Annotated in this window: 26 protein-coding genes; 9 read left to right on the top strand and 17 right to left on the bottom strand. The window is 71.2% G+C overall.

What is annotated here, in order from left to right:
• Nucleotides 1–11: 11 nt before the first annotated feature.
• The 8 genes from purL to hisF all read right to left on the bottom strand — a co-directional run bounded on the left by purL (nucleotide 12) and on the right by hisF (nucleotide 8,839).
• Complete coding sequence (purL, locus tag HBH26_RS01915; RefSeq protein ID WP_168132879.1) at nucleotides 12–2,225, bottom strand: phosphoribosylformylglycinamidine synthase subunit PurL; 2,214 nt, start codon at nucleotides 2,223–2,225, stop codon at nucleotides 12–14.
• A gap of 211 nt (nucleotides 2,226–2,436) precedes the next feature.
• On the bottom strand, nucleotides 2,437–3,216 hold the full coding sequence (locus tag HBH26_RS01910; RefSeq protein ID WP_168132878.1) for an SDR family oxidoreductase: 780 nt from the start codon (nucleotides 3,214–3,216) through the stop codon (nucleotides 2,437–2,439).
• 139 nt (nucleotides 3,217–3,355) lie between these two features.
• Entirely contained in the window at nucleotides 3,356–4,681 is a 1,326-nt protein-coding gene (locus HBH26_RS01905; protein WP_168133063.1) for a phospholipase D-like domain-containing protein, read from the bottom strand.
• Between the two features lie 104 nt (nucleotides 4,682–4,785).
• Complete coding sequence (locus HBH26_RS01900) at nucleotides 4,786–5,106, bottom strand: ArsC/Spx/MgsR family protein (protein WP_168132877.1); 321 nt, start codon at nucleotides 5,104–5,106, stop codon at nucleotides 4,786–4,788.
• A gap of 10 nt (nucleotides 5,107–5,116) precedes the next feature.
• On the bottom strand, nucleotides 5,117–5,806 hold the full coding sequence (locus HBH26_RS01895; RefSeq protein ID WP_168132876.1) for a hypothetical protein: 690 nt from the start codon (nucleotides 5,804–5,806) through the stop codon (nucleotides 5,117–5,119).
• A 35-nt stretch (nucleotides 5,807–5,841) separates the two neighbouring features.
• A complete protein-coding gene (locus HBH26_RS01890; protein WP_168132875.1) occupies nucleotides 5,842–6,855 on the bottom strand; it encodes an inorganic phosphate transporter in 1,014 nt (337 codons plus the stop codon).
• 16 nt (nucleotides 6,856–6,871) lie between these two features.
• Complete coding sequence (locus HBH26_RS01885) at nucleotides 6,872–8,002, bottom strand: DUF47 family protein (RefSeq protein WP_209308258.1); 1,131 nt, start codon at nucleotides 8,000–8,002, stop codon at nucleotides 6,872–6,874.
• A gap of 75 nt (nucleotides 8,003–8,077) precedes the next feature.
• The gene (hisF, locus tag HBH26_RS01880; RefSeq protein ID WP_168132874.1) at nucleotides 8,078–8,839 is read right to left on the bottom strand and encodes an imidazole glycerol phosphate synthase subunit HisF; all 762 of its coding nucleotides are present in this window, start codon (nucleotides 8,837–8,839) and stop codon (nucleotides 8,078–8,080) included.
• A 110-nt stretch (nucleotides 8,840–8,949) separates the two neighbouring features.
• Here hisF and HBH26_RS01875 point away from each other — a divergent pair, with 110 nt between their 5' ends.
• Both HBH26_RS01875 and HBH26_RS01870 read left to right on the top strand, forming a co-directional pair.
• Nucleotides 8,950–9,717, top strand: coding sequence for a helix-turn-helix domain-containing protein (locus tag HBH26_RS01875; RefSeq protein ID WP_168133061.1), 768 nt, complete (start codon nucleotides 8,950–8,952; stop codon nucleotides 9,715–9,717).
• 239 nt (nucleotides 9,718–9,956) lie between these two features.
• On the top strand, nucleotides 9,957–10,841 hold the full coding sequence (locus tag HBH26_RS01870) for a hypothetical protein (RefSeq protein WP_168132873.1): 885 nt from the start codon (nucleotides 9,957–9,959) through the stop codon (nucleotides 10,839–10,841).
• Here the strand turns inward: HBH26_RS01870 and hisA are convergent.
• The 4 genes from hisA to hisB are packed head-to-tail and all read right to left on the bottom strand — an operon-like array spanning nucleotide 10,838 to nucleotide 13,099.
• Nucleotides 10,838–11,602, bottom strand: a complete 765-nt coding sequence (gene hisA, locus HBH26_RS01865) for a 1-(5-phosphoribosyl)-5-[(5-phosphoribosylamino)methylideneamino]imidazole-4-carboxamide isomerase (protein WP_209308257.1) — start codon at nucleotides 11,600–11,602, stop codon at nucleotides 10,838–10,840. The two genes, HBH26_RS01870 and hisA, sit on opposite strands and share 4 nt — an antisense overlap.
• A complete protein-coding gene (gene hisH, locus HBH26_RS01860; protein ID WP_168132872.1) occupies nucleotides 11,590–12,207 on the bottom strand; it encodes an imidazole glycerol phosphate synthase subunit HisH in 618 nt (205 codons plus the stop codon). The genes hisA and hisH overlap by 13 nt, the downstream gene beginning before the upstream one ends.
• Nucleotides 12,204–12,515 (bottom strand): YciI family protein, encoded by a 312-nt coding sequence (locus tag HBH26_RS01855; RefSeq protein WP_338057207.1) that lies wholly within the window; start codon nucleotides 12,513–12,515, stop codon nucleotides 12,204–12,206. Before HBH26_RS01855 ends, hisH begins: the two co-directional genes overlap by 4 nt.
• Nucleotides 12,512–13,099 carry an imidazoleglycerol-phosphate dehydratase HisB gene (gene hisB, locus HBH26_RS01850; RefSeq protein WP_168132871.1) on the bottom strand — a complete coding sequence of 196 codons (588 nt, stop codon included), beginning with the start codon at nucleotides 13,097–13,099 and terminating at the stop codon, nucleotides 12,512–12,514. Before hisB ends, HBH26_RS01855 begins: the two co-directional genes overlap by 4 nt.
• A 73-nt stretch (nucleotides 13,100–13,172) precedes the next feature.
• Here hisB and HBH26_RS01845 point away from each other — a divergent pair, with 73 nt between their 5' ends.
• The 4 genes from HBH26_RS01845 to HBH26_RS01830 all read left to right on the top strand — a co-directional run bounded on the left by HBH26_RS01845 (nucleotide 13,173) and on the right by HBH26_RS01830 (nucleotide 15,751).
• Nucleotides 13,173–13,658 (top strand): SspB family protein, encoded by a 486-nt coding sequence (locus tag HBH26_RS01845; protein ID WP_168132870.1) that lies wholly within the window; start codon nucleotides 13,173–13,175, stop codon nucleotides 13,656–13,658.
• A gap of 214 nt (nucleotides 13,659–13,872) precedes the next feature.
• Nucleotides 13,873–15,264 (top strand): class II fumarate hydratase, encoded by a 1,392-nt coding sequence (gene fumC, locus HBH26_RS01840; protein ID WP_168132868.1) that lies wholly within the window; start codon nucleotides 13,873–13,875, stop codon nucleotides 15,262–15,264.
• Between the two features lie 59 nt (nucleotides 15,265–15,323).
• Entirely contained in the window at nucleotides 15,324–15,539 is a 216-nt protein-coding gene (locus HBH26_RS01835; RefSeq protein WP_168132867.1) for a hypothetical protein, read from the top strand.
• On the top strand, nucleotides 15,536–15,751 hold the full coding sequence (locus HBH26_RS01830) for a hypothetical protein (protein WP_168132865.1): 216 nt from the start codon (nucleotides 15,536–15,538) through the stop codon (nucleotides 15,749–15,751). Before HBH26_RS01835 ends, HBH26_RS01830 begins: the two co-directional genes overlap by 4 nt.
• 7 nt (nucleotides 15,752–15,758) lie before the next feature.
• Here the strand turns inward: HBH26_RS01830 and HBH26_RS01825 are convergent, their stop codons facing one another.
• The 3 genes from HBH26_RS01825 to HBH26_RS01815 are packed head-to-tail and all read right to left on the bottom strand — an operon-like array spanning nucleotide 15,759 to nucleotide 19,355.
• Complete coding sequence (locus tag HBH26_RS01825; RefSeq protein ID WP_168132863.1) at nucleotides 15,759–16,904, bottom strand: CaiB/BaiF CoA transferase family protein; 1,146 nt, start codon at nucleotides 16,902–16,904, stop codon at nucleotides 15,759–15,761.
• A 31-nt stretch (nucleotides 16,905–16,935) separates the two neighbouring features.
• Nucleotides 16,936–18,126, bottom strand: coding sequence for an SO2930 family diheme c-type cytochrome (locus tag HBH26_RS01820; protein WP_209308256.1), 1,191 nt, complete (start codon nucleotides 18,124–18,126; stop codon nucleotides 16,936–16,938).
• Nucleotides 18,123–19,355 (bottom strand): parallel beta-helix domain-containing protein, encoded by a 1,233-nt coding sequence (locus HBH26_RS01815; protein ID WP_168132861.1) that lies wholly within the window; start codon nucleotides 19,353–19,355, stop codon nucleotides 18,123–18,125. The genes HBH26_RS01820 and HBH26_RS01815 overlap by 4 nt, the downstream gene beginning before the upstream one ends.
• Nucleotides 19,356–19,446: 91 nt before the next feature.
• Between HBH26_RS01815 and HBH26_RS01810 the strand changes: the two genes are divergently transcribed.
• Nucleotides 19,447–20,559, top strand: coding sequence for a zinc-binding dehydrogenase (locus HBH26_RS01810; RefSeq protein ID WP_168132859.1), 1,113 nt, complete (start codon nucleotides 19,447–19,449; stop codon nucleotides 20,557–20,559).
• A 73-nt stretch (nucleotides 20,560–20,632) separates the two neighbouring features.
• Here HBH26_RS01810 and HBH26_RS01805 read toward each other — a convergent pair whose 3' ends face one another.
• Both HBH26_RS01805 and HBH26_RS01800 read right to left on the bottom strand, forming a co-directional pair.
• Complete coding sequence (locus tag HBH26_RS01805) at nucleotides 20,633–21,805, bottom strand: MBL fold metallo-hydrolase (RefSeq protein WP_168132858.1); 1,173 nt, start codon at nucleotides 21,803–21,805, stop codon at nucleotides 20,633–20,635.
• Between the two features lie 58 nt (nucleotides 21,806–21,863).
• The gene (locus tag HBH26_RS01800; RefSeq protein WP_168132856.1) at nucleotides 21,864–22,313 is read right to left on the bottom strand and encodes a DUF2721 domain-containing protein; all 450 of its coding nucleotides are present in this window, start codon (nucleotides 22,311–22,313) and stop codon (nucleotides 21,864–21,866) included.
• A 77-nt stretch (nucleotides 22,314–22,390) separates the two neighbouring features.
• Between HBH26_RS01800 and HBH26_RS01795 the strand changes: the two genes are divergently transcribed.
• Both HBH26_RS01795 and HBH26_RS01790 read left to right on the top strand, forming a co-directional pair.
• Entirely contained in the window at nucleotides 22,391–23,473 is a 1,083-nt protein-coding gene (locus HBH26_RS01795; RefSeq protein WP_239024500.1) for a GNAT family N-acetyltransferase, read from the top strand.
• Between the two features lie 36 nt (nucleotides 23,474–23,509).
• A complete protein-coding gene (locus HBH26_RS01790; RefSeq protein WP_168132854.1) occupies nucleotides 23,510–24,904 on the top strand; it encodes a methyl-accepting chemotaxis protein in 1,395 nt (464 codons plus the stop codon).
• Nucleotides 24,905–24,913: the final 9 nt, after the last annotated feature.

Below are 24,913 nucleotides of genomic sequence, written 5' to 3'. Positions count from 1 at the left end.
GAGCGGGTCCCTCAGGCGAGGCCGGTCCCCATCAGCTCGGGGAAGAAGCCCTCGTGCGTGGCGCGCAGCGCATCCAGCGTCACCACGTCGTCGCGGTCGGGCCGCTCGAAGATCAGGCGCTTGCCGCCGGTGCGGCCGAGCGGCTCCACCTCCACGCCCGCGTCCTGCGCGGCGGCGAGGAAGTCGAGCAGCGCGGCATCGTCCACGGTGACGACGTAGACGCCCTGATCCTCGGCGAAGAAGCTGCCGGCGCAGTCGAACGGCTGCTTGCGGTCGATCATCGCGCCGACGTTGCCCGCCAGCGCCATCTCGGCCAGCGTGACCGCCACGCCGCCATCGGACACGTCGTGGACGGCGGTGAGCTGCCCGGCGAGGATCGCGGTGCGGACGAGGTCGCCCGCCTTCCTCTCCGCATCGAGGTCGACGCGCGGCGGGGGGCCTTCCTCGCGCCCGTGGACTTCGCGCAGCCACAGCGATTGGCCCAGCTGGCCGCGGCGGGTGCCGACCGCGAGGATGACGTCGCCCGACCCTTTGAACGCGATCGTCGCGCTCTTCGTCCAGTCCTTCAGCAGGCCGACGCCGCCGATCGCCGGGGTCGGCAGGATGGCGGAGCCGCCGCCGGTCGCCTTCGATTCGTTGTAGAGCGACACGTTGCCCGACACGATCGGGAAATCGAGCGCACGGCACGCCTCGCTCATCCCTTCCAGGCAGCCGACGATCTGGCCCATGATCTCGGGCCGCTGCGGATTGGCGAAGTTCAGGCAGTTGGTGACCGCCAGCGGCGTGGCGCCGACCGCCGACAGGTTGCGCCACGCCTCCGCGATCGCCTGCTTGCCGCCCTCCACCGGGTCGGCGAAGCAGTAGCGCGGGGTGCAGTCGGTGGTCATGGCCAGCGCCTTCTGCGTGCCGTGGACGCGCACCACCGCCGCGTCGCCGCCGGGGCGCTGCACGGTGTCGGCGCCGACCATGTGGTCGTATTGTTCCCAGATCCAGCGGCGGCTGGCGATGTCGGGCGAGCCCATCAGCGCCAGCAGGTCGGCGGCGATGTCCTTGCACTCGGGCACGTTCACCAGCGCCTTGGCCGGCGGCGTCGGCACGTGCGGGCGGTCGTACAGCGGCGCCTCGTCGGCGAGCGGGGCGAGCGGGATGTCGCACACCGTCTCGCCGTGCCACTTCAGCACCATACGGCCCGTGTCGGTGACCTGGCCGATCACGGCGAAGTCGAGTTCCCACTTCTCGAAGATCGCCTTCGCGAAATCCTCGCGGCCGGGCTTCAGCACCATCAGCATCCGCTCCTGGCTCTCGCTCAGCATCATCTCGTAGGGCGTCATGCCGGTCTCGCGCTGCGGCACGTCGTCCATGACCAGCTCGATGCCGACGCCGCCCTTGGACGCCATCTCGACCGAGGAGGAGGTGAGGCCGGCGGCGCCCATGTCCTGGATCGCGACGATCGCGTCCGAGGCCATCAGTTCGAGGCACGCCTCGATCAGCAGCTTCTCCGTGAACGGATCGCCGACCTGCACCGTGGGGCGCTTGGCATCGGCGTCCTCGCCGAAGTCGGCCGAGGCCATGGTGGCGCCGTGGATGCCGTCGCGCCCGGTCTTCGACCCGACGTAGACGATCGGATTGCCGACGCCGGAGGCGGCCGAGTAGAAGATCTTGTCCGTGTCCGCGACGCCCACCGTCATCGCGTTGACGAGGATGTTGCCGTCGTAGGCCGGGTGGAAGTTCACCTCGCCGCCGACCGTCGGCACGCCGACGCAATTGCCGTAGCCGCCGATGCCGTGGACGACGCCCGAGATGAGATGCCGCATCTTCGGATGGTCAGGCCGGCCGAAGCGCAGCGCGTTGAGGTTCGCGACCGGCCGTGCGCCCATGGTGAACACGTCGCGCAGGATGCCGCCGACCCCGGTCGCCGCGCCCTGGTACGGCTCGATGTAGCTTGGGTGGTTGTGCGACTCCATCTTGAAGATCGCCGCCTGTCCGTCACCGATGTCGATGACGCCCGCGTTCTCGCCGGGGCCGCAGATGACCTGGGGACCGGTGGTCGGCAGCTTCTTCAGGTGGATGCGACTCGACTTGTAGCTGCAATGCTCCGACCACATCACGGAGAAGATGCCGAGTTCCACCAGGTTCGGCTCGCGGCCGAGCGCGTGGAGGACGCGGTCGTATTCCTCGGTGGAAAGGCCGTGGTCGGCGACGATCTGCGGCGTGATGGCGGTCATGCGGGCAGCGCTTAGCGACGTGGGCGCGGCGAGGGAAGGCGCAGGACGCACCGCGCGAATGTTGAGAATCTTTCCCGGGTCGCGCACCGTTCGTCCACTTCGGCGCGGACGGCGCGTGGGCGATGGCCGAGCGGGGCCATGCCGAACGGGGCGGGGCAGGGGCCATCCCGCCGGCATTGCCGGATGTTGGCCGCCGTAGGACAGGGCGCCGTCATCCCGGCGACGCGGCCGACCCGGCGAGCAGCCCGCCGTCGATCGTGATCTCCGTTCCGGTGACGTAGGTCGCCTCGTCCGACGCGAGGAGGACTGCCGCTGCCGCCACCTCGTCCGGCAGGCCGAAGCGTCGCAACGGCGTGGCCGCGACCAGCGCCTGCATTCGCGCCTCTCGATCGGCTCCGCTGCCCAGCATCGGCTCCCACATCGGCGTCAGGATCGCGGCCGGGTGGATCGAGTTGCAGCGGATGCGCCAGCCCTGCTGTGCACAGTAGAGCGCCACCGTCTTGCTATGGTTGCGGATCGCCGCCTTGGAGGAGGCGTAGGCAGCCGCGCCGGGGATGCCGACCATACCCGAACGCGACGATATGTTGATGATCGAGCCGGTGCCCGTCGCCTTCATCGCGCCGATCGCGTAGCGGCAGCCGAGGAAGGTGCCGTCGAGATTGACGCGGTGGACGGCGCGCCAGTCCGCCAGGCTGGCGTGTTCGGGATCGTGGGCGGCGGCTCCGCTCTCGAACCCGGTCACGCCCGCGTTGTTGACCACGACGTCAGCGACGGGGACGAGGCGGGCGAGACGCGACCAGCCGGCTTCCTCGCGCACGTCGAGAGGTTCGAAGCGGCACCCGATGGCCGACGCCGTCGCCGCACCCGCGGCCTCGTCGATGTCGGTGGCGACGACGATGCCGCCCTCCGCGTGGAAACGCGCGGCAATGGCGCGACCGATGCCGCGCGCCGCGCCGGTGACGACGCACGTCTTGTTCTTCAATCGTTGCATGATGCTCTCGTGAAACAGCAACCCGACGGGGCCTCCGCGAGGCGGAGGCGGATCAACCGCGGCGGTGACGCTGGATCATGTCGAGAACTCCGTACCGAACGACGAGGCTAATGCTGCGCGCCGCCGATCGCAAGCGGCGCTACCGCCGCCGGCGCCGAAGCCGGCGCAACAGCCCGCGCTTCTCGAACGCCTCGAACATCTCCGCGGGGCCTTCGGGATCTAGCACCTCGTTGTCGGCCAGCCATTTTTCCACCGAGGACAGGTCGTCCACCTCGTAGGGGATGAGCGATCGGCCGTCGCCGCGCAGCCGCTCGATGGTCGCGATCAGGCCCTCGGCGGCGATGCCGTCGGTGACGAGGCGCGGCTCGACGTCGAGATGCTCGGCGATCAGGTCGTCCCTGATCGCGGCGATGGCAGGGGCGCCGTCGGCGATCGTCACGTCGCATTCGGTGTCCAGCCGCAGCGAGCGGTTGTTGAAGTTGGACGAGCCGATGCGGATCACCTCCTCGTCGATCACCAGCACTTTGGCATGGCAGTAGATCGCCTCGCCTCCGGCGGTGACGGGATGGTAGAGGCGGAAGCGGCCGTGGCGGTCGCGGCGGCGCAATTCGGTGACCAGCCGCGCGCGCGCGGTGTCCATCGCCAGCGGCTCCAGCCAGCCCTGCGCCGTCACCGGGTTGACGACGACGATCTCGGGCGGGTCGTCCTCTGCCAGCCGCGCGGCGATGGCCTCCGCGATGCGGCGGGAGGCGAAATACTGGCTCTCCGCGTAGATCCGCCGGCGCGCGCGGGCGATGAGGTGGAGGTACAGCTCCTCGATCTCGCGCACCTCCTCCTGTCCTTCGTGCAGCGGCTGCGAGCGGGAGATCGCGACGTCCACGTCGGTGAAGTCGGTGGACAGGCTGGCGGGCCAGCACTCGCCGGTCGCGGGCGGCGGGGGCACCACCTCGCCGCCGCCGGCGATCTGCCAGCGGGTGCGGCACAATTCGCCCAGCGCGCGGGCGACGGGGCCTTGCAGCGCGGTGGTGGCGTCGTGCCAGGGCTTGTAGGGCGTGCCCCAGGGCGTGCGGCGGTGCGGCTGATCGTCCAGATGCTCCCGCGTGTCCCAGCGCTCGTCGGTCATGTCGATGCCGCCGCAGAAGGCGAGGCAGTCGTCGATGACGACGATCTTCTGGTGCTGCGACGCGCCGAACGGGTGGACCGAATCGAGCTTCAGGTGGATGCGCTTGCGCAGGAAGCGCCACTTCGTCAGCGTCCACAGCGTCTTGCCGCGGAACAGCGTCTTCAGCGCGCCGGTGTCCCACCGCAGGATGTAGACCTGCAAGCCCGGCGTGCGGCGCACCAGCCAGCCGATGAAGTCGCCCACCGTCGTCGGCGCCTCCGGATGGTCGTCAGCCCACGCCAGGTTGATGCGCGCGTCGAAATCCCAGCCGACCAGCAGGATCTGGTGCTGCGCCTGGAGCATCGCCTGTCGCGCTGCGCGGAAATAGGCGTCGGCGTCGATCACCACCGCGGCGCGGGTGGCGCGCTCCACGCGCCAGCGCGCGCGGTCGGGCAGGGGGGACGCCGTCACAGCAGGTCGCGCACGAGGTGCGGCGGGCGCGCGATGACCGCGCCCTTCTCCGTCTCGACCACGGGTCGCTCGATGGTCGACGGGTCGCGTGCCATCATCGCCAGCGCGGCGGCGTCGTCCGCCACCGCCGGCGCGTCCGCGCGCAGCGCCGCCACGGGCGCTATGCCGGCGCGGGCGAGGACGCGCGCGATCTCCGCGCGCGAGGGCGGCGCCTTCATATACTCGACGACGGTCACGTCCGCCCCGGCGTCGCGCAGGATCGCGAGCGCGTCGCGCGACTTGGAGCAGCGCGGGTTGTGCCAGATCGTCGCCTTCATGCCGCCCGTCCTACAGGCTGGACACCGCCGGTCCAGCCCCCGGCGTGCGCGTCGCCTGCACCCACCTGGCGAGCGCGGTGAGGATGGCGTAGGCGAGCAGCGCGGTCAGCGGCACGCTGGCGGGGACGGGATCGACGACGATCGCGGGCTGCGGCGCGAACCAATTCACCAGCTGGAAGGCGAGCAGCGCCGTGGCCAGCGCCGCGAGCGAGACGTGCCCCATCACGCCGCGCGCCCGCGTGCGCGAGGCGAACAGGACCAGCGCCAGCGCGGTGATGCCGAGCTCGAGCGGCATCGCCACGGCGGGACGGTTCCACAGCGCGAGCCCCAGTCGCCGCCCGACGCCCAGCAGCGTCAGATCGGGCGCGTGGACCAGCCAGTCGAGCAGCCAGTGCGACGCGACCACCGTGGCGCCCAGCATCGCGACCTGCCACGTCCCGCGCCGCAACCGCACGACGAGCGCGAACAGCGCGGCGAAGCCCAGCGTGCCGATCAGGCTGTGCGTCCAGGGCATGTGGTAGAGGTCCATCGCGTTCATCGCGGTGTGCCCCGGCACCTCGCGCATCCGCTCGACGCCGAGGAGAACGAAGGCGAAGAAGAAGAGGTCGACGAACTGCGCCGCCACGAACAGCGCCGCCAGCCGCGGCCCGCGGCGCGTGCCGGCGAGCGCGAGGGCGGGGGCGTAGTGACCGACGAACATGGGGCTAGCTTATCCTCCCCATGCCGGGGAGGATATCAGAACAGCGTGGTCAGCGAGTAGAACAATGCGCCCACCGTCGCCGACGCGGGGATGGTGATGATCCACGCCGTCACCACGTTCTTCGCCACGCCCCACCGCACCGCCGAGGCGCGCCGCGCGACGCCCGCGCCGATGATCGACCCGGTGATGGTGTGCGTGGTCGACACGGGGATGCCCAGCGCGGAGGCGCCGAAGATCACCATCGACCCCGCGGTGGAGGCGCTGAACCCCTGGTGCTGCGACAGCTTCGTGATGCGGCTGCCCATCGTCTCGATGATCTTCCACCCGCCGGTCGCGGTGCCGCAGGCGATGGCGACGTAGCAGCTGATCGCCACCCAGTGCGGCACCTCGAACTCGCCCGACAGATAGCCGGTCGAGTAGAGGAGGACGGTGATGATCCCCATCGTCTTCTGCGCGTCGTTCAGGCCGTGGCTGAGCGAGTAGGCGGCCGAGGAGAAGAGGTGGAGCGTGCGGAACGTCCGCTCCGCCTTCACCGCGGGCAGGCGGTGGAGCGCCCAGCTGGACAGCAGCATGACGCCCAGCGCCAGGAACATGCCGATCGTGGGCGACAGGACGATCGCGATCAGCGTCTTGTTCAGCCCGCCCCAGTGCACGCCGGTGAAGCCCGCGTGCGCGACGCCCGATCCGACCAGCCCGCCGATCAGCGCGTGGCTGGACGACGACGGGATGCCCTTCAGCCAGGTGACGACGTTCCAGAACATCGCGCCCACCAGCGCGCCGAAGATGACGGCGGGCGTCACCACTTCCTGGTCGATCAGCCCCTTGCCGATCGTTTCCGCCACGGCGTGCAGCTGCGGGAAGGCGAGGGTGAGGAAATAGGCGGCGAAGTTAAAGAAGGCGGCGAAGACCACCGCGGTGACGGGCGACAGCAGCCGCGTCGCGACCACGGTGGCGATCGAGTTGGCGGCGTCGTGCAGGCCGTTCAGATAGTCGAACGCGAGCGCGAGCGCGATCAGCCCGACGAGCAGGGGAAAGGCGAGCTGATGCATGGTCCGGCGGATCCGATCAGGCGTGGTCGATGACGATGCCGTCGATCTCGTCGGCGACGTCCTCGAACGCGTCGGTGATGCGTTCCAGGTGCTTGTAGAGCTCGCGCTCGATGACGAATCGCAGCGTGTCCTTCTCGCCGTGGTCGGACAGCGCGCGGCGGAGGCCCGCGGCGTGGATCTCGTCCGCCTGGCCTTCCATGCGGATCAGCCGCTCGGTCAGTTCGTGCAGGCGCCCGGCATTCTTCGCCACGTCGCGCAGCAGCGGCATCGCCTCCGACGTCAGTCGCGCGGCGTCGACCACGATCGCCGCCATGTCGCGCATCTCCGGCGGGAAATCGGTTACGCCGTAGAGCGAGACGGCGCTGGCGGCGGCGTGCATCTCGTCCACCGTGTCGTCCAGCGCGCCGATCAGCGCGGCGATGGCGCTGCGGTCGAACGGCGTCAGGAACGTCGCGCGCACGGTCTTCAGCACGTCGCGGGTGATGTCGTCCGCCTCGTGCTCGCGCTCGGCGATCTCGCGGACGTGCTCGGCCGCGTGCGCGCCGCCGTGGAACAGCCGAGCCGTCGCCTCCGCGCCGGCCAGCACCGTGGCGGCGTGCGCCTCGAACATGCCGAAGAAATTGCCCGTGCGCGGCAGCAGCCGCTGGAACCAAGCGAACATCCAACCCTTCCCGTTTGCCAATGCCGGAACCCCCGGCCGCCCGCTGCGGCGGACGGCGGCGCGGAACTCGGCCGGATTGAAGCTGCGGAACAGCTCCCTCAGGTCCGGTTCGTCCACCGCCTCCGCCGCCTCGGCGAGCGAGAACCAGCGGCGCTGCCGCTGGTGCATTTCCTTCCACTCCTCCAGCTCGCGCGTGACCGCGAGCGGGAAGACGTCCACGTCGATCAGCAGCGACGCCCCGCTGCCGCGCCGCTTGCGGTAGCGGTAGCTGCCGAGCGGCACCGGGCACACCGCGCCGACCACGCCCGCCTCCTCCTCCGCCTCGCGCGCCGCGGCGGCGTGGGGGGCGTGACCGGCGGCGATGTTGCCCTTGGGCGCCACCCACCGCCCGCTCTCGCGCGAGGTGACCAGCAGCACGCGTACGGCGGCGTCGGGCGACGCGCCGTCGGAGCGGTAGGGCAGGGCGGCGGTCTGTCGGATCGTCATGGACTCGTGCAGTCTGAAGGGGCGCTTAGCCTGCGCTATGTTACAGGTTGACGACAGTGGTGGCGAGCGTGCGCGTCAGTCCGCCCGAACCGGGACACCCGCCGCCGCCAGCGCACGATGCGCGTCCGCCACGCTTGCCTCGCCGAAGTGGAAGATCGAGGCGGCGAGAACGGCGGAGGCGTGGCCCTGAGTGATGCCTGCGACGAGATGGTCGAGCGTGCCGACACCGCCGGAGGCGACCACCGGCACCGCCGTGCGATCGGCGATGGCGCGGATCAGCGCGAGATCGTAGCCGTCGCGCGTGCCGTCGCGATCCATCGACGTCACCAGCAGCTCGCCCGCGCCCAGCACCGCCAGCCGCAGCGCGTGCTCCACCGCGTCGATCCCGGTGGCGCGCCGCCCGCCGTGGGTGAACACCTCCCAGCGATCACCCGTCCGGCGCGCATCCACGCTGGCGACGCAGCACTGGCTGCCGAACCGCTCGGCGATGTCGGCGACCAGTTCGGGCCGGGCCACGGCGGCGCTGTTCACCGCCACCTTGTCGGCACCCGCCAGCAGCAGCGCGCGCGCGTCGTCGGCGCTGCGCACGCCGCCGCCGACCGTCAGCGGCATGAAGCACACCGCCGCGGTCCGCCGCACCACGTCGACGATCGTGTCGCGTCCCTCGTGACTGGCCCCGATGTCGAGGAAGCACAATTCGTCCGCGCCCGCGGCGTCATAGGCGCGCGCCTGCTCCACCGGGTCGCCGGCGTCGATCAGGTCGACGAAGTTGACGCCCTTCACCACGCGGCCGTTCGACACGTCGAGGCAGGGGATCACACGGGCACGCACGGTCATGCGGCGCGCCATGCCCGCGGGGGGCGGCAAGGGCAAGCGCCGCCGCGGGGGGAAGGTGGCTACGATTTTTTTGGGGTAGCTGCCCCGCCGTGCGCGCCGTAGCGAGCGGCATGATGACGCGGGCGGACGATCTCTGGTCCTTGACGGAAAAGGAGAAGCAGACACTTCGCCTGATCGTGCGCGGGCATGACGCGAAATCGACGGCGCGCGCGCTGAACCTGTCCGTCCACACGATCAACGAGCGGCTGCGCGAGGCGCGGCGCAAGATGGCGGTATCGAGCAGCCGGGAAGCGGCGCGACTGCTGCTCGAGGCGGAGGGCGAGCGGCCCCATCAGAATCCTGTGTACAGCACGTTGGGGGAGGACGCGGCGCCCCCGACGGAGGAGACGGAAGCGGCGTCGCCGGGCGGCGCGGGGCCGGCGCGGCGCCGGCTTTCCCCCTTCATCATCGGAGCCACCGTCATGACCATCCTCCTCGGCCTGCTCGCGCTGTCCGGCGCGCTTCCCGTCGCCACCGCACCCCAAGCGCCGCCGGCCGCCGCGCAGGCGAGCGATCCCGCAGTCGTCGCCGCGGCCGAGCGGTTCCTGACGCTGGTCGACCAGGGCCGGTGGGACGAGAGCTATCGCGCGACCGGCACCGCGTTTCGCAAGCTGAACACCGCCAGGGTGTGGGCGGACGTCTCGCAGAAGGTGCGCGTGCCGCTCGGTGCCGCGCTGTCGCGCACCTTCGCCAGCCAGGAGGAACTGCCCGCCCCGCCTGCCGGCTATGAGGTCGTCAAGTTCCGCACGCGCTTCGCCAACAAGGCGGAGGCGGTGGAGACCGTGTCGCTGGAGCGCGAGGACGGCGAGTGGCGGGTCGTCGGCGTGACGATCGCCTAGAGCGTTACCGGACCAGGTTGAACCACCGTCATCGTCCCGCGGACGACCGCTGTGCGGCGGGGCGCTTTCGGCGAGCTGCGGCGTTGCTCGTCGGTCACGATGCTTCAGCATCGCTCCCTCCTCTTGCCTTGCAGCACGCCGAAATCACCACCGTGCCGGTGATCCCACCTGATCCGGTAACGCTAGCAGCGAGGGGCCTCCGTCATCCCGGAACCGGCCCGAGCGACGACGTCGAAGGCGTGGCCGGCCTCGTCGGAGGATCGACGGGGTTGCGCCGCCCGTCGCGCTTCGCGACAAGGCGGGCGGCGGGGGTGACGATGACGGGCGGGCGGCGACATCTGCGATCGGCGCGGCGGCTGATGGCGAAGGCCGGCGTGGCCGGCGGCGCGCTGGTGCTGGCGCTGCTGGTGGCGATGGCGTGGCTGACCGTCACGGCGGAGGGGCCGGCGTGGATCGGGCGGCGCCGGGGCGGGCTCGTGGTGCCGACCCTCTATGTCCAGGTCCCGCTGCTTGCCCTGCTGGTGCCGTGTATCGTCGTCGCCGCCGCCGGGCTGGTCGCCAACCTGCGCCGATTGCTCTCCGACCGGGCCGAAGTCTCCGTCGCGGCGGGCCTCGCGCTCGGCGAGCCCGTGCGGTGGCGCGGGCGGCGCGGGCTGCACGCCATCGGCGCGGGCCGGTTGCTGGCGCTGGCGGGCGTCGGCGCGGTCATGATGGTGTTCGGCCTGCTGACGACGAGGCTGTGGACCGGCGACGGCATGCTGGGCGAGAAGCTGCTCTTCAGTTTCGCGCTGCTCTTCGTCTTCGGCGGCGTGCTGTTCTTCGCCGCCACCGTCGGCGCGTCGGCGCTGGCCGAGTGGGCGCGCGACGTGGCCGGCACCTTGGTCGTCACCGATCGCCGGATCGCCTGGCTGCACCCGTTGCGCGCGGAGGTGTATCGCGCGATCGACGCCGACGCGATCGTCGACGTGACGCTGGTGGAGAACGGCGAAGATCACCGGAGTCGCCGCGGCTGGGTGGCGGTGACGGTGCGGAAAGGCACGTCGAACGTCGAGGCGGTCGATCTCACCGGCCTGCCCGACGCCGCCGGGGCGGCGACGGCGATGCGGCGATTGATCGCAAGCTAGGCCGCGGCGGCCACGCTGATCGCGGCGGCAAGGTCCAGCCGGCCGTCGTAGAGCGCGCGGCCGGTGATGACCCCCTCGATCCCGCCCTTCGCTCCATTGGCGCGCGCGTGGATCGCCAGCAGGTGGATGTCGGCGATGCCGGCGACGCCGCCGCTGGCGATCACCGGAATGTCCACCGCGCGGGCGAGGTCCACCGTCGCCTCCACGTTGCACCCCTTCAACAGCCCGTCGCGGCCGACGTCGGTGAACAGCAGCGCCGCGACGCCCGCATCCTCGAACCGTCGCGCGAGATCGACGACGCTGGTGGTGGACACGTCGGCCCAGCCCTTGGTCGCGACCATGCCGTCGCGCGCGTCCACCGCCACGACGATGCCGCCGGGAAAGGCCGCGGCCATGTCGCGCACGAACTGCGGCCGCTCCAGCGCGGCGGTGCCGATCACGACGCGCGCGACGCCGGCGTCGAACCATGCCTCCACGCTCTGCGGCGTGCGGATGCCGCCGCCCAGCTGAACGTACCCGGGAAAGGCGGCGACGATGGCGCGCACCGCCCCGCCGTTGACGCTCTCGCCGGCGAAGGCGCCGTCGAGGTCGACGACGTGGAGGTGCCCCGCGCCCGCCGCGGCGAACAGCGTCGCCTGGTGCGCGGGGTCGTCGCCGTAGACGGTGGCGCGATCCATGTCGCCCTCGGCCAGGCGGACGACCTGCCCCGCCTTCAGGTCGATGGCGGGAAAGACGATCAGCGGCGCCGTCACGGCTTCCATGCGAGGAACCTCTCGAGCAGCGCCAGGCCGTAGCGCTGGCTCTTTTCCGGATGGAACTGGACGCCGACCAGATTGTCGCGCGCGACGGCGGCGGTGACGGGGCCGGCGTGGTCGGTGGTGGCGACCACGCTATCCCGATCGCCGGCGCCCTCGAAGGCGTAGCTGTGCAGGAAATAGGCCTCGCCGCGCACGATCAGCGGGTGATCGGCGAGCGGGACGACGTCGTTCCAGCCCATGTGCGGCACCTTCGCCTCCGTGGCGCCGGGATCGAGCCGGCGGACGCGGCCCGGTATCCAGCCCAGCCCGGCGTGCGTGCCGTGCTCCTCCCCCGCGTCCGCCATCAGCTGCATCCCCACGCAGATGCCGAGGAAGGGCGCCGCCTCGCCGAGGACGCGCCGCTCCAGCGCCTCCACCAGGCCCGGCACCCCGCGCAGCGCCGCGGCACAGGCGCCGAATGCGCCGACCCCGGGCAGCACGATCCGGTCCGCCCGCGCCACGGCGGCGGGATCGGCGGTGACGGCCAGGTCGGCGCAACCCGCCGCGGCGAGCGCGTTGGCGACCGAGTGGAGGTTGCCCGCCTGATAGTCGATCAGCGCCAGCGTCATGCCAGCAGCCCTGCGAGGTCCGGCTGGGCGAAGCTGGCGTTGAAGGCGATCACCTCCACCGTGGCGACGCCGCCCGTCACGAACGGGTCGGTCGCCGCCGCCGCCGCGACGTCGTCCGCGGTGCCGCGCATCAGGATCACGCCGCCGGTCCGCGGATCGCGCCGCCCGGCGACGAGGAACGCGCCCTCGGCGAACCCCGCCTCCAGCCAGGCGACGTGCGCGGGCATCAGCGCGTCCACCTCGTCCAGCGGGCGGACGTAGCTGAGCACCACCGCGCACAGCGAGCCGGCCGCGCGATAGCCGCTCACAGGATCCCCTTGGTCGACGGGATCGCGTCCGCCTTGCGCGGGTCGATCTCCACCGCGGCGCGCAGCGCGCGGGCGAGGCCCTTGAACGCGCTCTCGGCGATATGGTGGTTGTTCTCGCCGTACAGCGTCTCGACGTGCAGCGTGAGGCCGGCGGCCTGCGCGAAGCTGTGGAAGAAATGCTGGAACAGCTCGGTGTCCATCTCGCCCAGCTTCGTCTGGGTGAACTGCGTCTTCCACACCAGCCAGGGCCGGCCGGAGATGTCGAGTGCGACGCGGGTGAGCGTCTCGTCCATCGGCGACAGCGCGTCGCCGTAGCGGCGGATGCCGCGCTTGTCCGCCAGCGCCTGCGCCACCGCGGCGCCCAGCGCCAGCGCGGTATCCTCCACCGTGTGATGCTGGTCGATGTGCAGGTCGCCGCGCGTCGTCACCTGGATGTCGATCAGCGAGTGGCGCGAGAGTTGCTCCAGCATATGGTCGAAGAAGCCGACCCCGGTCGCGATCTCGTAGACGCCGGTGCCGTCCAGGTTCACGGCGACGTCGATTTCTGTTTCGCTGGTGGCGCGGCGAAGCGTGGCGGTGCGCATGGCCGGTGCCATAGCGCGCGCGGCGGCTCATGCAATCTTGACCGTCACCGTCAGGGCGTTACCCATAGTGGCGATGAGTGACATGTTGCCCGACAGCCTGATCCCCTACGACGAGATCGTGCAGGAAGCGCTGCGCGCCGTGGTGGGGCGCGTGCTCGGCACGGTGGCCGAATCGGGCGGCCTGCCCGGCGACCACCATTTCTACATCACCTTCAAGACGCAGGCGCCGGGAGTCGACATTCCGGCGCGGCTGATCGAGCGGTTCCCCGACGAGATGACGATCGTCCTGCAGAACCGCTTCTGGGACCTCGCCGTCGACGCTCAGAAGTTCTCCGTCGGCCTGTCGTTCAACCAGGTGCCGTCCAAGCTGGTCATCCCCTATTCGGCGATCACCGGCTTCCACGATCCGACGGTGAACTTCGAACTGCGTTTCCAGGCGCAGGAAGGGCCGGGCGACGGGCCGGGCGGGCACGACCCGGCGGAGAACGACGGGCCGGTGGCGGCGCCGGTCGAGGACGGCTCGAACGTCGTGGCGGTGGATTTCAAGCGCAAGAAGTGACGGTGCGAGGCGCGTAGCTTCGGCTACGCGCCGATCGCGAGGCGACGCGCCGGCTCGGCCGGGGCGGCCATCGGCCGCCTTCGACGTCATGGGACTTGTTCCCATGACGGCCCGGCGCGGGAAACGACCTTGCCGCTGTAGCGTTCGAGGCTTTCCCCCTCCACCATGCTTCGCATGGTCCCCCTCCCCGTACCGGGGAGGATAAGGAGCGCGCATGACCGCTACCCGCACCGAAACCGACTCGATCGGCCCCGTCGAGGTCCCCGCCGACGCCTATTGGGGCGCGCAGACGCAGCGCAGCCTGGAGAATTTTCCCTTCGGCGCGCGCGAGCGGATGCCGATCGAGATCGTCCACGCGCTGGCGCTGGTGAAGCAGGCGGCGGCGCGGGTGAACCGGCGGCACGGGCTGGAGGCGGAGAAGGCGGAGGCGATCGAGGCCGCGGCGGCGGAGGTGGCCGGGGGGAAGCTGGACGACCAGTTCCCGCTCGCGATCTGGCAGACCGGCAGCGGCACGCAGACGAACATGAACGTCAACGAGGTGATCGCCGGGCGCGCCAACGAGGTGCTGGCGGGCACGCGCGGCGGCAAGGCGCCGGTCCACCCCAACGACGACGTCAATCGCGGGCAATCGTCGAACGACAGCTTCCCTACCGCGATCCACGTCGCCTGCTCCATCGCGGTGCGGCGCCGACTGATCCCCGCGGTGGAGCGGCTGCACGTCGCGCTCGACGCCAAAGCGCAGGAATGGCACGACGTGGTGAAGATCGGGCGGACCCACCTGCAGGACGCGACGCCGCTGACGCTCGGCCAGGAATTCTCCGGCTACGCGCACCAGGTCCACCGCTGCCTGATGCGGATCGAGCCCGCGGTGGAGCACGGCACCGACCGGCTGGCGCAGGGCGGCACCGCGGTCGGCACCGGCCTCAACGCGCCCAGGGGGTTCGCCAAGGACGTCTGCGCCGAGCTGCGCGGCATCACCGGCATCGCCTTCTCGCCCGCGGAGAACACATTCGAGGCGCTGGCGAGCCACGATCCGCTGGTTCATCTGTCCGGCGTCCTCAACACGCTGGCGGTGGCGGCGACGAAGATCGCCAACGACATCCGCCTGCTCGGCTCCGGCCCGCGCTGCGGTCTCGGCGAGCTGGACCTGCCGGCGAACGAGCCGGGCAGCTCGATCATGCCGGGAAAGGTGAACCCGACGCAGGCGGAGATGCTGACCATGGTCGCCGCGCAGGTGATGGGCAACCATGTCGCGATCACCGTGGGCGGGGCGCAGGGCCATCTCGAGCTGAACGTCTTCAAGCCGATGATCGGCGCGGCGGTGCTGCGCTCGATCGACCTGCTGGCGACCGGGTGCGCCACCTTCGCCGAGCGCTGCGTCGAGGGGCTGGCGGCGAACCGCGGGCGGATCGCCGAGCTGCTCGACCGGTCGCTGATGCTCGTCACCGCCCTGGCGCCGGAGATCGGCTACGACGCCGCGGCGAAGATCGCCAAGCACGCGCACGAGGAAGGGCTGACGCTGAAGCAGGCGGGCCTGGCGCTCGGGCTGGTGGACGAGGCGACGTTCGACCGGGTGGTGCGACCGGAGGCGATGCTGGGCGGGTGAGGGTGGAACCGCGGCGTCCGCGCAGCATTGTTGCAGCGTAACGAAAGGGACTTTCATCCATGGGCGCAACCACCCTCGGCGCGCTGATCGGCGGCGCGATCGATGCCATGTCCGGCGACGACGACGGCTCGTTCGACGGCGCCATCAAGGGCGCGATCACCGCCAATGTCCTGAAGGTGGCGTTGCCGGTCGTCGCGACCTGGGCGATCGGCTGGGGCGTGCTGAAGGGGCTGGAAGCGGTGAGCAACGCGGTATCGGAAAGGATCAAGGCATGATTCGGAGCATCATCGGCGCGCTGGTCGGGCGCGAAATGGACCGGCGCGATGGCAGCGGCGGGCTGAAGGGCGCCGCGCTCGGCGCGCTGGCCGCCCGCGCCGCGACGCGCATGGGGCCGCTCGGCATGCTGCTCGGCGGCGGCTATGTCGCGAAGAAGGCCTACGATCGCCACCGCGCGAGCCGCGCCGGGCGGGTGCCGCCGACGATCTGACGTCGCATCAGCGCCAGTCCGCGTCGGGATGCTCTCCCAGCCGCGGGCTTGCGCCGTCGGCGACCATGCGCGCGCCATCGATGGTGATCGGCGCGGCGAGGCCCGGCAGGCCGTCGATCATCAGCTGCATTCCGCGGTGGACCACCTGAGGGTCGGCGAACACCTGATCGACGCGATTGACCGCGCCGACGGGAACGCCCGCCGCTTCCAGCGCGACGAGCAGTGTGGCGCTGTCCCACTTCACCGTTTCCGCAACGACGAGCGGGATCAACGCCGCGCGGTTCGTCACGCGCATGGGGTTGGTCGCGAAACGCGGATCGGTTGCCAGAGGGACGCCCAGCACCGTGCACAGCTTTGCGAACTGGCCATCGTTGCCGACGGCCACGATCAGGTCGCCGTCCGCGGTGGGGAAGCTTTGATAGGGCGCGAGATTGACGTGGCCGTTGCCCATGCGGCCGGGCACGGTGCCCCCGACCATCCAGTTCAGCGCCTGATTGCCGAGCACGCCGACCTGCGTGTCGAGCAGCGCCATGTCGATGTGGCGGCCCGCGCCGGTCGAAGCGCGCTCGTGCAGGGCGGCGAGGATCGCGACGGCGGAGTAGACGCCGGTGAACAGGTCCGCGATCGCGACCCCGCTCTTCTGCGGCGCGCCGTCCGGTTCGCCGGTCAGCGACATGATGCCGCCCAGCCCCTGGATGATGAAATCGTAGCCGGCGCGATGCGCATAGGGCCCGGTCTGGCCGAAGCCCGTAACGGAGCAGACGATCAGCCGCGGGTTCGCGGCGCGCAAGCTGGCGGCATCGAGCCCGTATTTGGCGAGGCCGCCGACCTTGTAGTTCTCGATCACCACGTCGGCGCCGGCGGCCAGCGCCTTCACCCGCGCCTGACCTTCCGGCGTGGCGATGTCGAGCGCCAGGCTGCGCTTGCCGCGGTTGCAGGCGTGGTAATAGGCTGCGGACAGGTTCTCTGCGTCCGCGCCGGTGACGAAGGGCGGGCCCCAGGTGCGCGTGTCGTCGCCGGTGCCGGGCCGCTCCACCTTGATGACGTCGGCGCCGAGATCGGCCAGCAGCTGCCCCGCCCAGGGACCGGCGAGGATGCGCGCGAGTTCGAGGACGCGCAGGCCGGCGAGGGGGCGGGGCGGGGTATCGGTCATCGCGCGGCTTTGCGGCAGGCGGCGCGCAGGCTCAAGTGCGCGGCACCAGGGGCTCGCACGCGCCCTTCAGGTCGGCGATGTAGCGCGCGACGAGTGCCACGCCCTCCCTGTGCGCCAGCGCGCGGCCCAGTTCAGGCATCATCGCGCCGGGATCGGTGCTCTCCAGTCGATAGGCGAGGATCGAGCGGTCGGGGTGACCGGGGACGACGTCGAACGGCCGGTCGCCGGTGCCGCGCCCGGCGGCGACCGGGGGCTTGCACAGGCCGAGCACGCGCGGATCCTCGGTCGCGGCGTCGAGCCACAGGCCGGACGTACGCGCAGGGCCGCGCTCCGCATGGCAGTGGCTGCAGTTGATGTCGAGATAGGCGCGGGCCCGCGCGGCGAGCGGCTTCCGCTCGTCGGACCAGTCGACGTTCGCGGCGGGGCGCGAGGCGGGGACGCCGGCCAGATAGCCCGCCCGCTCCAGCATCGCGATCTGCCCGTTATGGTCGAGGTGACGCGCCTTCAGCCCGATCGGCGAGAGTGCGCGGGTGCGGTTGTCCTGCGCGTGGCAGCCGGCGCATTGGTTCTGGTTGGGGACGGTGTAGGTGAAGCGCATGCCTGCGGGCGCCAGCGTCAGCGGCACCTCCGCCCCGGTGCGCGCCAGCGTCGCGTCGCTGCCGTCCTCGTTCCAGACATAGGGGATCGCCACCCACCCCTCCGCGCGGCGGACCAGCAGGCGCGTCTCGATCAGCCGCATGCCGCGGGTGTCTAGCGTGGCGGACAACGGTGGCGCCTTGCCGATCGCCACCGCGTCGCCGCTGCGCGGATAGTAGAAGGTCTTCGCCACGATCGTGCCGACGGGAAAGTCGAAGGCGTCGGTCGGCGTCCAGCGCGCCGGCATGCCCGCGGGCGTCCACATCGTCCGCCATTTCAGCGCATAGTCGCTGAACAGCGGCGTGACCGGCGCAAAGGCGACGACGCCCTGCCGCCCGACCAGCCTCTCGCCCTCTCGCGCGTAGAGGCCCCAGTCGGAGAGATGCTCTGGATAGCCTGAGTCGTGGAACGTCACCGCCGCCGGCGCGCGGGCGCAGGCGGCGAGGAGGAGCGCGAGGAGGAGAAGGGCGAACACCGTCGCGCGCCCGTGCTCCTGCGCACGCAGGAGCCCAGGATTACGAGCGCCGGCGCTTGCGGCCCTGGGCTCCTGCGTGCGCAGGAGCACGGCGAGCGCGATCGCGGTCACGCCTTCGCGCCGTCCTTCGTCATCGCGGCAGGGAGCACCACGGGCTTCAGCCGCTGCGTGGGCGCGCAATCCCGCGCGGTGTCGATCCGCGCCTTCGCGTACTTGCCCGGACCGTCGACGTTCAGCAGCTTCGCCGCGCCGTTCCGCACGCAGATGCCGGGGTCGGCGCGCTTGGGATCGGTGAAGCCGTCCCAGATCACGTCCGGCAGCCGTCCGTCGTTCAGCGCGGTGAGCGGGCGATAGCGCGCCGGCGGGGCGTTGCCGCCGCCGGTGAAGCGGTTGCCGGTGACGAACACGTCCTGCGGATAGGGATCGTAGGCGGCGGCGACACCCTTCGCCGTGTCGAAGCCCGTGGAATAATAAGAGGAGACGATGACGTTGGCGGTCTGATTGTCGGCGATGTCGTTGTCGAAGATCTCGACCGCGTCGTTCGAGTTGACGATCACCCCCGCGCCCGGCGGGACCGAGCTGACCGCGCTGCCCGCGGCGCCGAAATTGGCGTGGTTGTTCGCCTTCACCTTATTGCGGAACACGCGGGTGCGCGCGCCGGGAACCGGCAGATTGGGCATGTTGAAGACGAGGATGCCGCCGGTGTTGCCCGTCGTCGCGTTGCCGTAGACGTCGGCGTCGGAGCTGTTCTCGATCTCGATGCCGGCGACGTTCCCCTCGGCGCGGTTGTTGCGCACGACGATGTTCCTCGACTGGCCGACGTAGATGCCCGCGTCCGACGCGCCCTTCACCACCGTGTCCTCGATCAGCACGTTCGTCACCTGCACGGGATAGAGGCCGTAGGCGCCGTTCGAGGTCTTGGGCCCGCCGGTCCATTCGGCGCGAACGCGGCGGATGACGGTGTTCTTCACGCCGTTCACCTTCAGCGCGTCGCCCTTGGTGTCCTCCAGTGCGAGGTCCTGCAGCGTGAAGTCGTCGCCGGTGACGAGCAGCCCTTCCGCGCCCGAGGTCGCGCCGGCGAAGGAAAGCACCGTCTTCTCCATGCCCGCGCCCTTCACCGTCACGCCGTTGCCGGTGAGGCTCAGGCTGCGCGACAGGCGGTATTTCCCCGCGGGGATCGCCACCGTGTCGCCGGGCTTGGCATCGAGCAATTGCTGTTGCAGGCGCTTTTCGAAATCCGGGTCTATGGTGAACCCGTTCTCGTCCACCTTCGCGCCGCACGCCGAAAGTGCGATCGACATCGCCCCCGCCATCGCCATCGCCAGCACGATCCTGCGCATTCAGCATCCTCCCCGTCGTGCGGCGGCGTTGCGCCGTCCGCCGCATGGCTATAGCGCAGGCCGGGACATTGATCGAGATAGAGGAGAGGGTATGGCCTATACCGGCAAGGAGCTGCGCTCCACCGCGACCGAGGACGGTCGGCTGAGGCTGGCGCTGGAGGAGGTGACGCTGGACGCGCCGGGCGCCGACGAGGTGATCGTGCGCGTGGAGGCGGCGCCGATCAACCCGTCGGACCTGGGGCTGCTGCTCGGTCCGGCGGACGTCGCGTCGATGGCGCAGGCGGATGGCGGCCTCTCCTTCGACATTCCCGAGTCGCGGCGCGGCGGCGTGCGCGCGCGGCTGGGCCAGTCGCTGCCGGTGGGCAACGAGGGCGCGGGGACCGTCGTCGCCGCGGGCGAGAACGCCAGGGCGCTGGAGGGCAAGCGCGTGGGGATGCTGGGCGGGGGCATGTACACCCAGTTCCGCAAGCTGAAGACGCGCGACGTGGTGCCGCTGCCCGAGGGCGCGAGCGCCGCCGACGGCGCGTCGATGTTCGTGAACCCGCTGACCGCACTGGGCTTCGTGGAGACGATGCGGATGGAGGGGCACAAGGCGATCGTCCACACCGCCGCCGCGTCCAACCTGGGGCAGATGCTGCAGAAGATCTGCCTGGCGGACGGCGTCCCGCTGGTGAACGTGGTGCGCAGCGAGGAGCAGGCCGCGATCCTGCGCGACATCGGCGCCACCCATGTGCTGAACAGCAAGGACGCGGACTTCCGCCAGCGCCTGACCGATGCGATCGCCGCGACCGAGGCGACGATCGCGTTCGACGCGATCGGCGGTGGCAGCCTGGGCAGCGACATCGTGCAGGCGATGGAGCAGGCGGCGAACCGCAACATGAAGGAATACAGCCGCTACGGATCGAACAGCTTCAAGCAGCTGTACATCTACGGCGCGCTGGACCTGGCGCCGACGACGCTGAACCGCCTGGCCTTCGGCTTCCAGTGGAGCGTCGGCGGCTGGCTGCTGACGCCGTTCATGCAGAAGGCGGGCGGCGAGGTGGTGGGGCGGATGCGCCAGCGCGTCGTCGACGAGCTGACCACCACCTTCGCCAGCCGCTATACGCGGACGATCGGCCTGGCCGAGGCGCTCGATCCCGAGGTGCTGCGCGCGTACGAGCGCAAGGCGACGGGGGAGAAGTATCTGATCGATCCCTCGCGGTGATCGGGACAGATCGTGCTTGCGGGAAGGTGGGGGCCCGGACCGGGTCCTTGCCGTCGCGGAGGCATGCCCTGCGTCATCGCAGCGCTCTCACCGCCGGCGTGTCCATGCAGGAGAGAATGGCGGCGCGCTCCATCTGCGGTGAGGTCGGCACCGCGGCATAGGGCGCGATCTCCTGTGGTTCTCCCAGCGGCGCCGGGGCGAAGCCGGTGCCGCCGGTGCAGCGCATCGCCGCGGCCAGCATCCGCGGCGGCGTGTCATACCCTTCGTAGCTGAGGCGGAACGTGCCCCAGTGGATCGGCAGCGCGCGCGCGGCGCCGAGCCGCTGGTGCACCAGCGCCGCCTCCGCCGGGCCGATGTGGCTGCCCGACGACATCTGCCCGGGCACGAAGCGGAAGGCGCCGATCGGGATGAGCGCGAGCCGGATCGGCCCCAGCGCCGCCGCCTCCGCCGGCCAGCGCCCGTCGCCGAAGCCGGTGTCGCCGGCGAAGAACAGGTTGCCGCCGGACGGCAGCGTCACGACGAAGCTGGACCACAGGGCACGGTTCCGGTCGCTGAACCAGCGGCTGCCCCAATGATGGTTGCGCGTCACCGCCACGGTGACGCCGGGGCGGACCTCCACCGACCGAGCCCAGTCGAGCGCGGTGGCGCGCGCGCCGGTCTGCGCGATGACGCTGTCGTTGCCCAGGCTGGTGACGATGGTCGGCCGGTCGCGCCGCCACAGCCGCCGCAGCGTCGCCTTGTCGAGATGGTCGTAGTGGTTGTGGCTGACCAGAACGAGGTCGATCGGCGGGAGGTCGTCGAAGGCGACGGCGGGCGCGGCGACGCGCCGGGGGCCGAGCCCCAGCGGGCCGGCGCGGTCGGACCAGACGGGATCGGTCAGGATGTTCAGTCCCTGCGTCTGCACCAGCACGGTCGCGTGGCCGATCCACGTCGCCACCATCCGCTCGCCATCCACCCGCGTGGCGGGACGCGACCGCGCCACCGCCACGCGCGCGGGCCAGGCCGGGCGCCCGTCGCTGCCGGTCAGCTGGCGATAGAAGAAGCCGCCGCGCCCGCCGCCGCCTGGCGGCCGCACGGTGTCCGCGTCGCCGTCCGGATTGAAGAAGCGCGCGCCGTCGAAATGGTCGCTGGCCGGCCCTTCGTAGTAGATGCGGTCGAGGAAGCGCGGCACGATCGTGACGGTGAGGCCGATCGCCACCACCAGCAGCAGGATCACGCCCGCGACCACCTTCAGCACCAGCGCCAACCGCTTCCCTCCTGATCCAGGTGAAGCGTCCGAACGCGCAAGCCGCCGCCGGGATGCGTCAGCGGAGCAGTTCGTCGCGGATGCGGATGGCGTGGGTGGACACGCGCACCTCCAGCATGAAGGCGCCCAGGCTGGCGATCAGCAGCGCCATCGCCAGGATGAAGCCGGCGGCCACGTACTGGCCGATGTGGAACTTCAGCAGCACGGCGATGAACAGCATGGCGACGACGATGCACGTCATCACCGCGCTGGATACCGCCATCAGCAGCGCGGCGTTGGTGATCGTCATGCGGCGTGCCAGCAGGCGCAGCTCCCGCACCGCACGCTCGCGCTCCGCGCCGTTGGACTCCAGGTGCACCCGTTCCAGCGCGCGGGCGCGGTCGATCACGCGCGACAGCCGCCCCGCGAGGACGTTGAGCAGCGCGCCGATGCCGGCGAGCATGAACACGGGGCTGAGCGACGCCTGGATCGCGTCGGCGATCGTGGAGACCGCGGGGGAATAGGCCATGACGCCTTCTTTGCGTAGCGCGCGCGCGCGTCGCAAGGGCGAACGGCTTGGTAACCGCCGCGATGCTAGCGCGCGGCATGATGACGGTCGCCACGCGCCTCGACACCGATGCCGCCGCGCGCGCCACGGCACGGCTGCACGACGGGCTGCCGCCCACGATCGACGCGGTGGCGGACGGATCGCCGGCGTCGCACCGGTTCCTGCGGCGGCGATGGTATGCCGCCGCGGTAGCGGCCTATGGCGGCGCGCCGCGCACGATCGTCGCCTCGCTGCACGATTTTCCCGCGCTCGCGCTGCCGCTGGTGGCGATCGGGCCGGGGTGGCTGAAGGCGATGGCGGTGCCGGGCTGCTACTGGCCGTTCCGCGGCGCACCCGCCATCCCGGCGCTCTGCACGCCGGCGGTGCTGGACGCGACGCTGAACACGCTGGCGCGGACGGCGCGGGTGGTGCGGATCGGCCCGGTCTACGACGGCGATCCGGTGATCGCCCCACTGATCGCGGCGGCGCGCTTGCGCGGGTGGGGCGTGGCGAGCCGGACGGTGGCGACCAGCTACCTGCTCGACATGGCCGCGCTGCGTGGCGAGGGGCAGTGGCCACGCGGGTCGACGCTGCGCAAGAACCGCTTCCACGAGAAGCACCTGGCCGCGCACGGCACGCTCGACTGGTCCTTCGCCGATCCCGCCGGCTGGTCCGCCGCCTTCGACGCGATGGCGGAGGTGGAGAAGCGCAGCTGGCTGGCGGAGCGGACCGACGGCCGCGACACGAAGTTCACGCGCTGGGGCCATGGCGCCTTCTTCCGCGCGGCGGCGCAGGACCCGGTGATCGCCGGCATGTTCAGCGCCGCCTTGCTGCACGTCGACGGCGTTCCCGCCGCCTTCTCCTTCGATCTCGATGCGGGCACGCTGAAATACGCGATCGCGAACAGCTACGACCCCGCCTATGCCAAGCATTCGCCGGGCAAGCTGCTCTACTATCGCAACCTGACCGCCGCGATCGACCGCGGCGTCGAGCGGGTGGACTGGGGCGCGGGCGACAGCGGGTACAAGCGCGTGATCGGCGCCGCGGAGGGACCGGCGATCCGCGACTGGGTGCTGATGCGACCCGGCGTCCCGGCGTGGCTGGCCCCGCTGGCGCGGCGATGGTGGCGCACGCGCGACTGACCGTCCGTTAACGATGCGCGTGATAGCTGCGCGACCATGAACCAGCCGATTCCCATAGAGAAAACCGTCGTCCGCTCCGCTGCGGTCGCCGGCGAACTGGGCATCCGGACGCTCGATCTCCAGGCCGATATCGCCGAACTGGCGACCCGCGTGACCGAGCAGGCCGGGACGATCGAGCAGGTCGGCGCGCGCGTGACGATGCTGGACGGCGACGTGCAGAACGTCGCCCATGCCGCGAGCGAGGCGCGCGACACTAGCGCGGCGGCGCATGGCGTGATCGCCGATTCCAGCGCGCAGCTGGGCGCGGCGACGATGGACGTGGTGGAGCTGATCGCCGAGGTCAGCCGCATCCACGAGGGGCTGGGCGCGTTCAACGTCGCGCTGGAAGAGGTGGGGCGCGTCACCGCCGCGATCCACACGATCGCACAGCAGACGAACCTCCTCGCGCTCAACGCCACGATCGAGGCCGCCCGCGCCGGCGACGCCGGGCGCGGCTTCGCGGTGGTGGCGAGCGAGGTGAAGAAGCTGGCGAGCGAGACGGCCGCGGCGACGCAGCGGATCGAGCGGTCGATCGGCGCGCTGACGGGCGAGGCGGAGGAGATGCTTGGCCATATCGGCGACGGCGTCGCCAAGGCGCAGTCGGCGCATCGCGGCGCGCGCGACATCGAGACGCTGGTGGGCCGGCTCTCCTCGCTGATCGCGGCACTGTCGGCGAACAGCCAGACGGTGGCCGACCGGATCGATTCGATGGTGTCCGCGGTCGGCCACGTCCGCGGCGGGCTGGAGGCGCTGTCCAGCACGTCGAGCGACAACGCCGCCGGGCTCCAGCGGCTGTCGCACCGCGTCGCCGGGGTCAGCGACGACACCAACGGCCTGTTGCAGATGATCGCGCAGAGCGGCGTCGAGATCCCCGACTCGCCCTACATCCGCTTCGTCCTCGACGTGGTGACGGAGGTGACCGCCACCGTCGACGCCGCGATCGCGCGCGGCGACGTGACCGTGGCGCAGTTGATGAGCGATCACTACGCGCCGATCGTCGGCAGCGACCCGCCGCAGTTCACGCATCCCAGCCAGGCGGTGGTCATCCCGGCGTTCCGCCCGCACCAGGAACGCGCGCGCTCGCTGCCCGGCTTCTTCGGCATGACGCTGATGGACCGCAACCAGTTCGGCGCCGTGCCCATGCCGGAGCGTGCGCTGCCGCAGCGGCCGGGCCAGCCGGAATGGAACGCGGAATATTCGCGACAGGGGCTGATGCACGGCCATCCGGGACAGGTGAGCGAGACGCGCGCGGACCTGCCGTTCCACGTGAAGGCCTATCGCCGCCCGCTGGCGGCGGGCGGCGTGCTGCTGCTGAAGCAGGTGGTGGCGCCGGTGCGCTTCGGAAACGCGCTTTGGGGGATCGTGACGCTGGCGTATGAGAACCCGGCATGACGAGCCGAC

The sequence above is a fragment of the Sphingomonas corticis genome, from assembly GCF_012035195.1.
In the GTDB taxonomy this organism is placed as follows: Bacteria; Pseudomonadota; Alphaproteobacteria; order Sphingomonadales; family Sphingomonadaceae; genus Sphingomonas; species Sphingomonas corticis.
Note: the sequence above shows the minus strand (reverse complement) of the source record. Positions and strands in the feature narration are given on the sequence as shown.

Coding starts and splice junctions, on each gene's coding strand:
- HBH26_RS01825 (WP_168132863.1), bottom strand. CDS start 16,904: ATGACCGATACCCCGCCCCGCCCCCTCGCCGGCCTGCGCGTCCTCGAA.
- hisA (WP_209308257.1), bottom strand. CDS start 11,602: ATGGAAGCCGTGACGGCGCCGCTGATCGTCTTTCCCGCCATCGACCTG.
- HBH26_RS01790 (WP_168132854.1), top strand. CDS start 23,510: ATGAACCAGCCGATTCCCATAGAGAAAACCGTCGTCCGCTCCGCTGCG.
- fumC (WP_168132868.1), top strand. CDS start 13,873: ATGACCGCTACCCGCACCGAAACCGACTCGATCGGCCCCGTCGAGGTC.
- HBH26_RS01810 (WP_168132859.1), top strand. CDS start 19,447: ATGGCCTATACCGGCAAGGAGCTGCGCTCCACCGCGACCGAGGACGGT.
- HBH26_RS01890 (WP_168132875.1), bottom strand. CDS start 6,855: ATGCATCAGCTCGCCTTTCCCCTGCTCGTCGGGCTGATCGCGCTCGCG.
- hisF (WP_168132874.1), bottom strand. CDS start 8,839: ATGACCGTGCGTGCCCGTGTGATCCCCTGCCTCGACGTGTCGAACGGC.
- HBH26_RS01795 (WP_239024500.1), top strand. CDS start 22,391: ATGATGACGGTCGCCACGCGCCTCGACACCGATGCCGCCGCGCGCGCC.
- HBH26_RS01835 (WP_168132867.1), top strand. CDS start 15,324: ATGGGCGCAACCACCCTCGGCGCGCTGATCGGCGGCGCGATCGATGCC.
- HBH26_RS01875 (WP_168133061.1), top strand. CDS start 8,950: ATGATGACGCGGGCGGACGATCTCTGGTCCTTGACGGAAAAGGAGAAG.
- HBH26_RS01900 (WP_168132877.1), bottom strand. CDS start 5,106: ATGAAGGCGACGATCTGGCACAACCCGCGCTGCTCCAAGTCGCGCGAC.
- HBH26_RS01910 (WP_168132878.1), bottom strand. CDS start 3,216: ATGCAACGATTGAAGAACAAGACGTGCGTCGTCACCGGCGCGGCGCGC.
- HBH26_RS01845 (WP_168132870.1), top strand. CDS start 13,173: ATGAGTGACATGTTGCCCGACAGCCTGATCCCCTACGACGAGATCGTG.
- hisH (WP_168132872.1), bottom strand. CDS start 12,207: ATGACGCTGGCGCTGATCGACTATCAGGCGGGCAACCTCCACTCGGTC.
- HBH26_RS01905 (WP_168133063.1), bottom strand. CDS start 4,681: ATGCTCCAGGCGCAGCACCAGATCCTGCTGGTCGGCTGGGATTTCGAC.
- hisB (WP_168132871.1), bottom strand. CDS start 13,099: ATGCGCACCGCCACGCTTCGCCGCGCCACCAGCGAAACAGAAATCGAC.
- HBH26_RS01895 (WP_168132876.1), bottom strand. CDS start 5,806: ATGTTCGTCGGTCACTACGCCCCCGCCCTCGCGCTCGCCGGCACGCGC.
- HBH26_RS01800 (WP_168132856.1), bottom strand. CDS start 22,313: ATGGCCTATTCCCCCGCGGTCTCCACGATCGCCGACGCGATCCAGGCG.
- HBH26_RS01885 (WP_209308258.1), bottom strand. CDS start 8,002: ATGACGATCCGACAGACCGCCGCCCTGCCCTACCGCTCCGACGGCGCG.
- HBH26_RS01830 (WP_168132865.1), top strand. CDS start 15,536: ATGATTCGGAGCATCATCGGCGCGCTGGTCGGGCGCGAAATGGACCGG.
- purL (WP_168132879.1), bottom strand. CDS start 2,225: ATGACCGCCATCACGCCGCAGATCGTCGCCGACCACGGCCTTTCCACC.
- HBH26_RS01815 (WP_168132861.1), bottom strand. CDS start 19,355: ATGCGCAGGATCGTGCTGGCGATGGCGATGGCGGGGGCGATGTCGATC.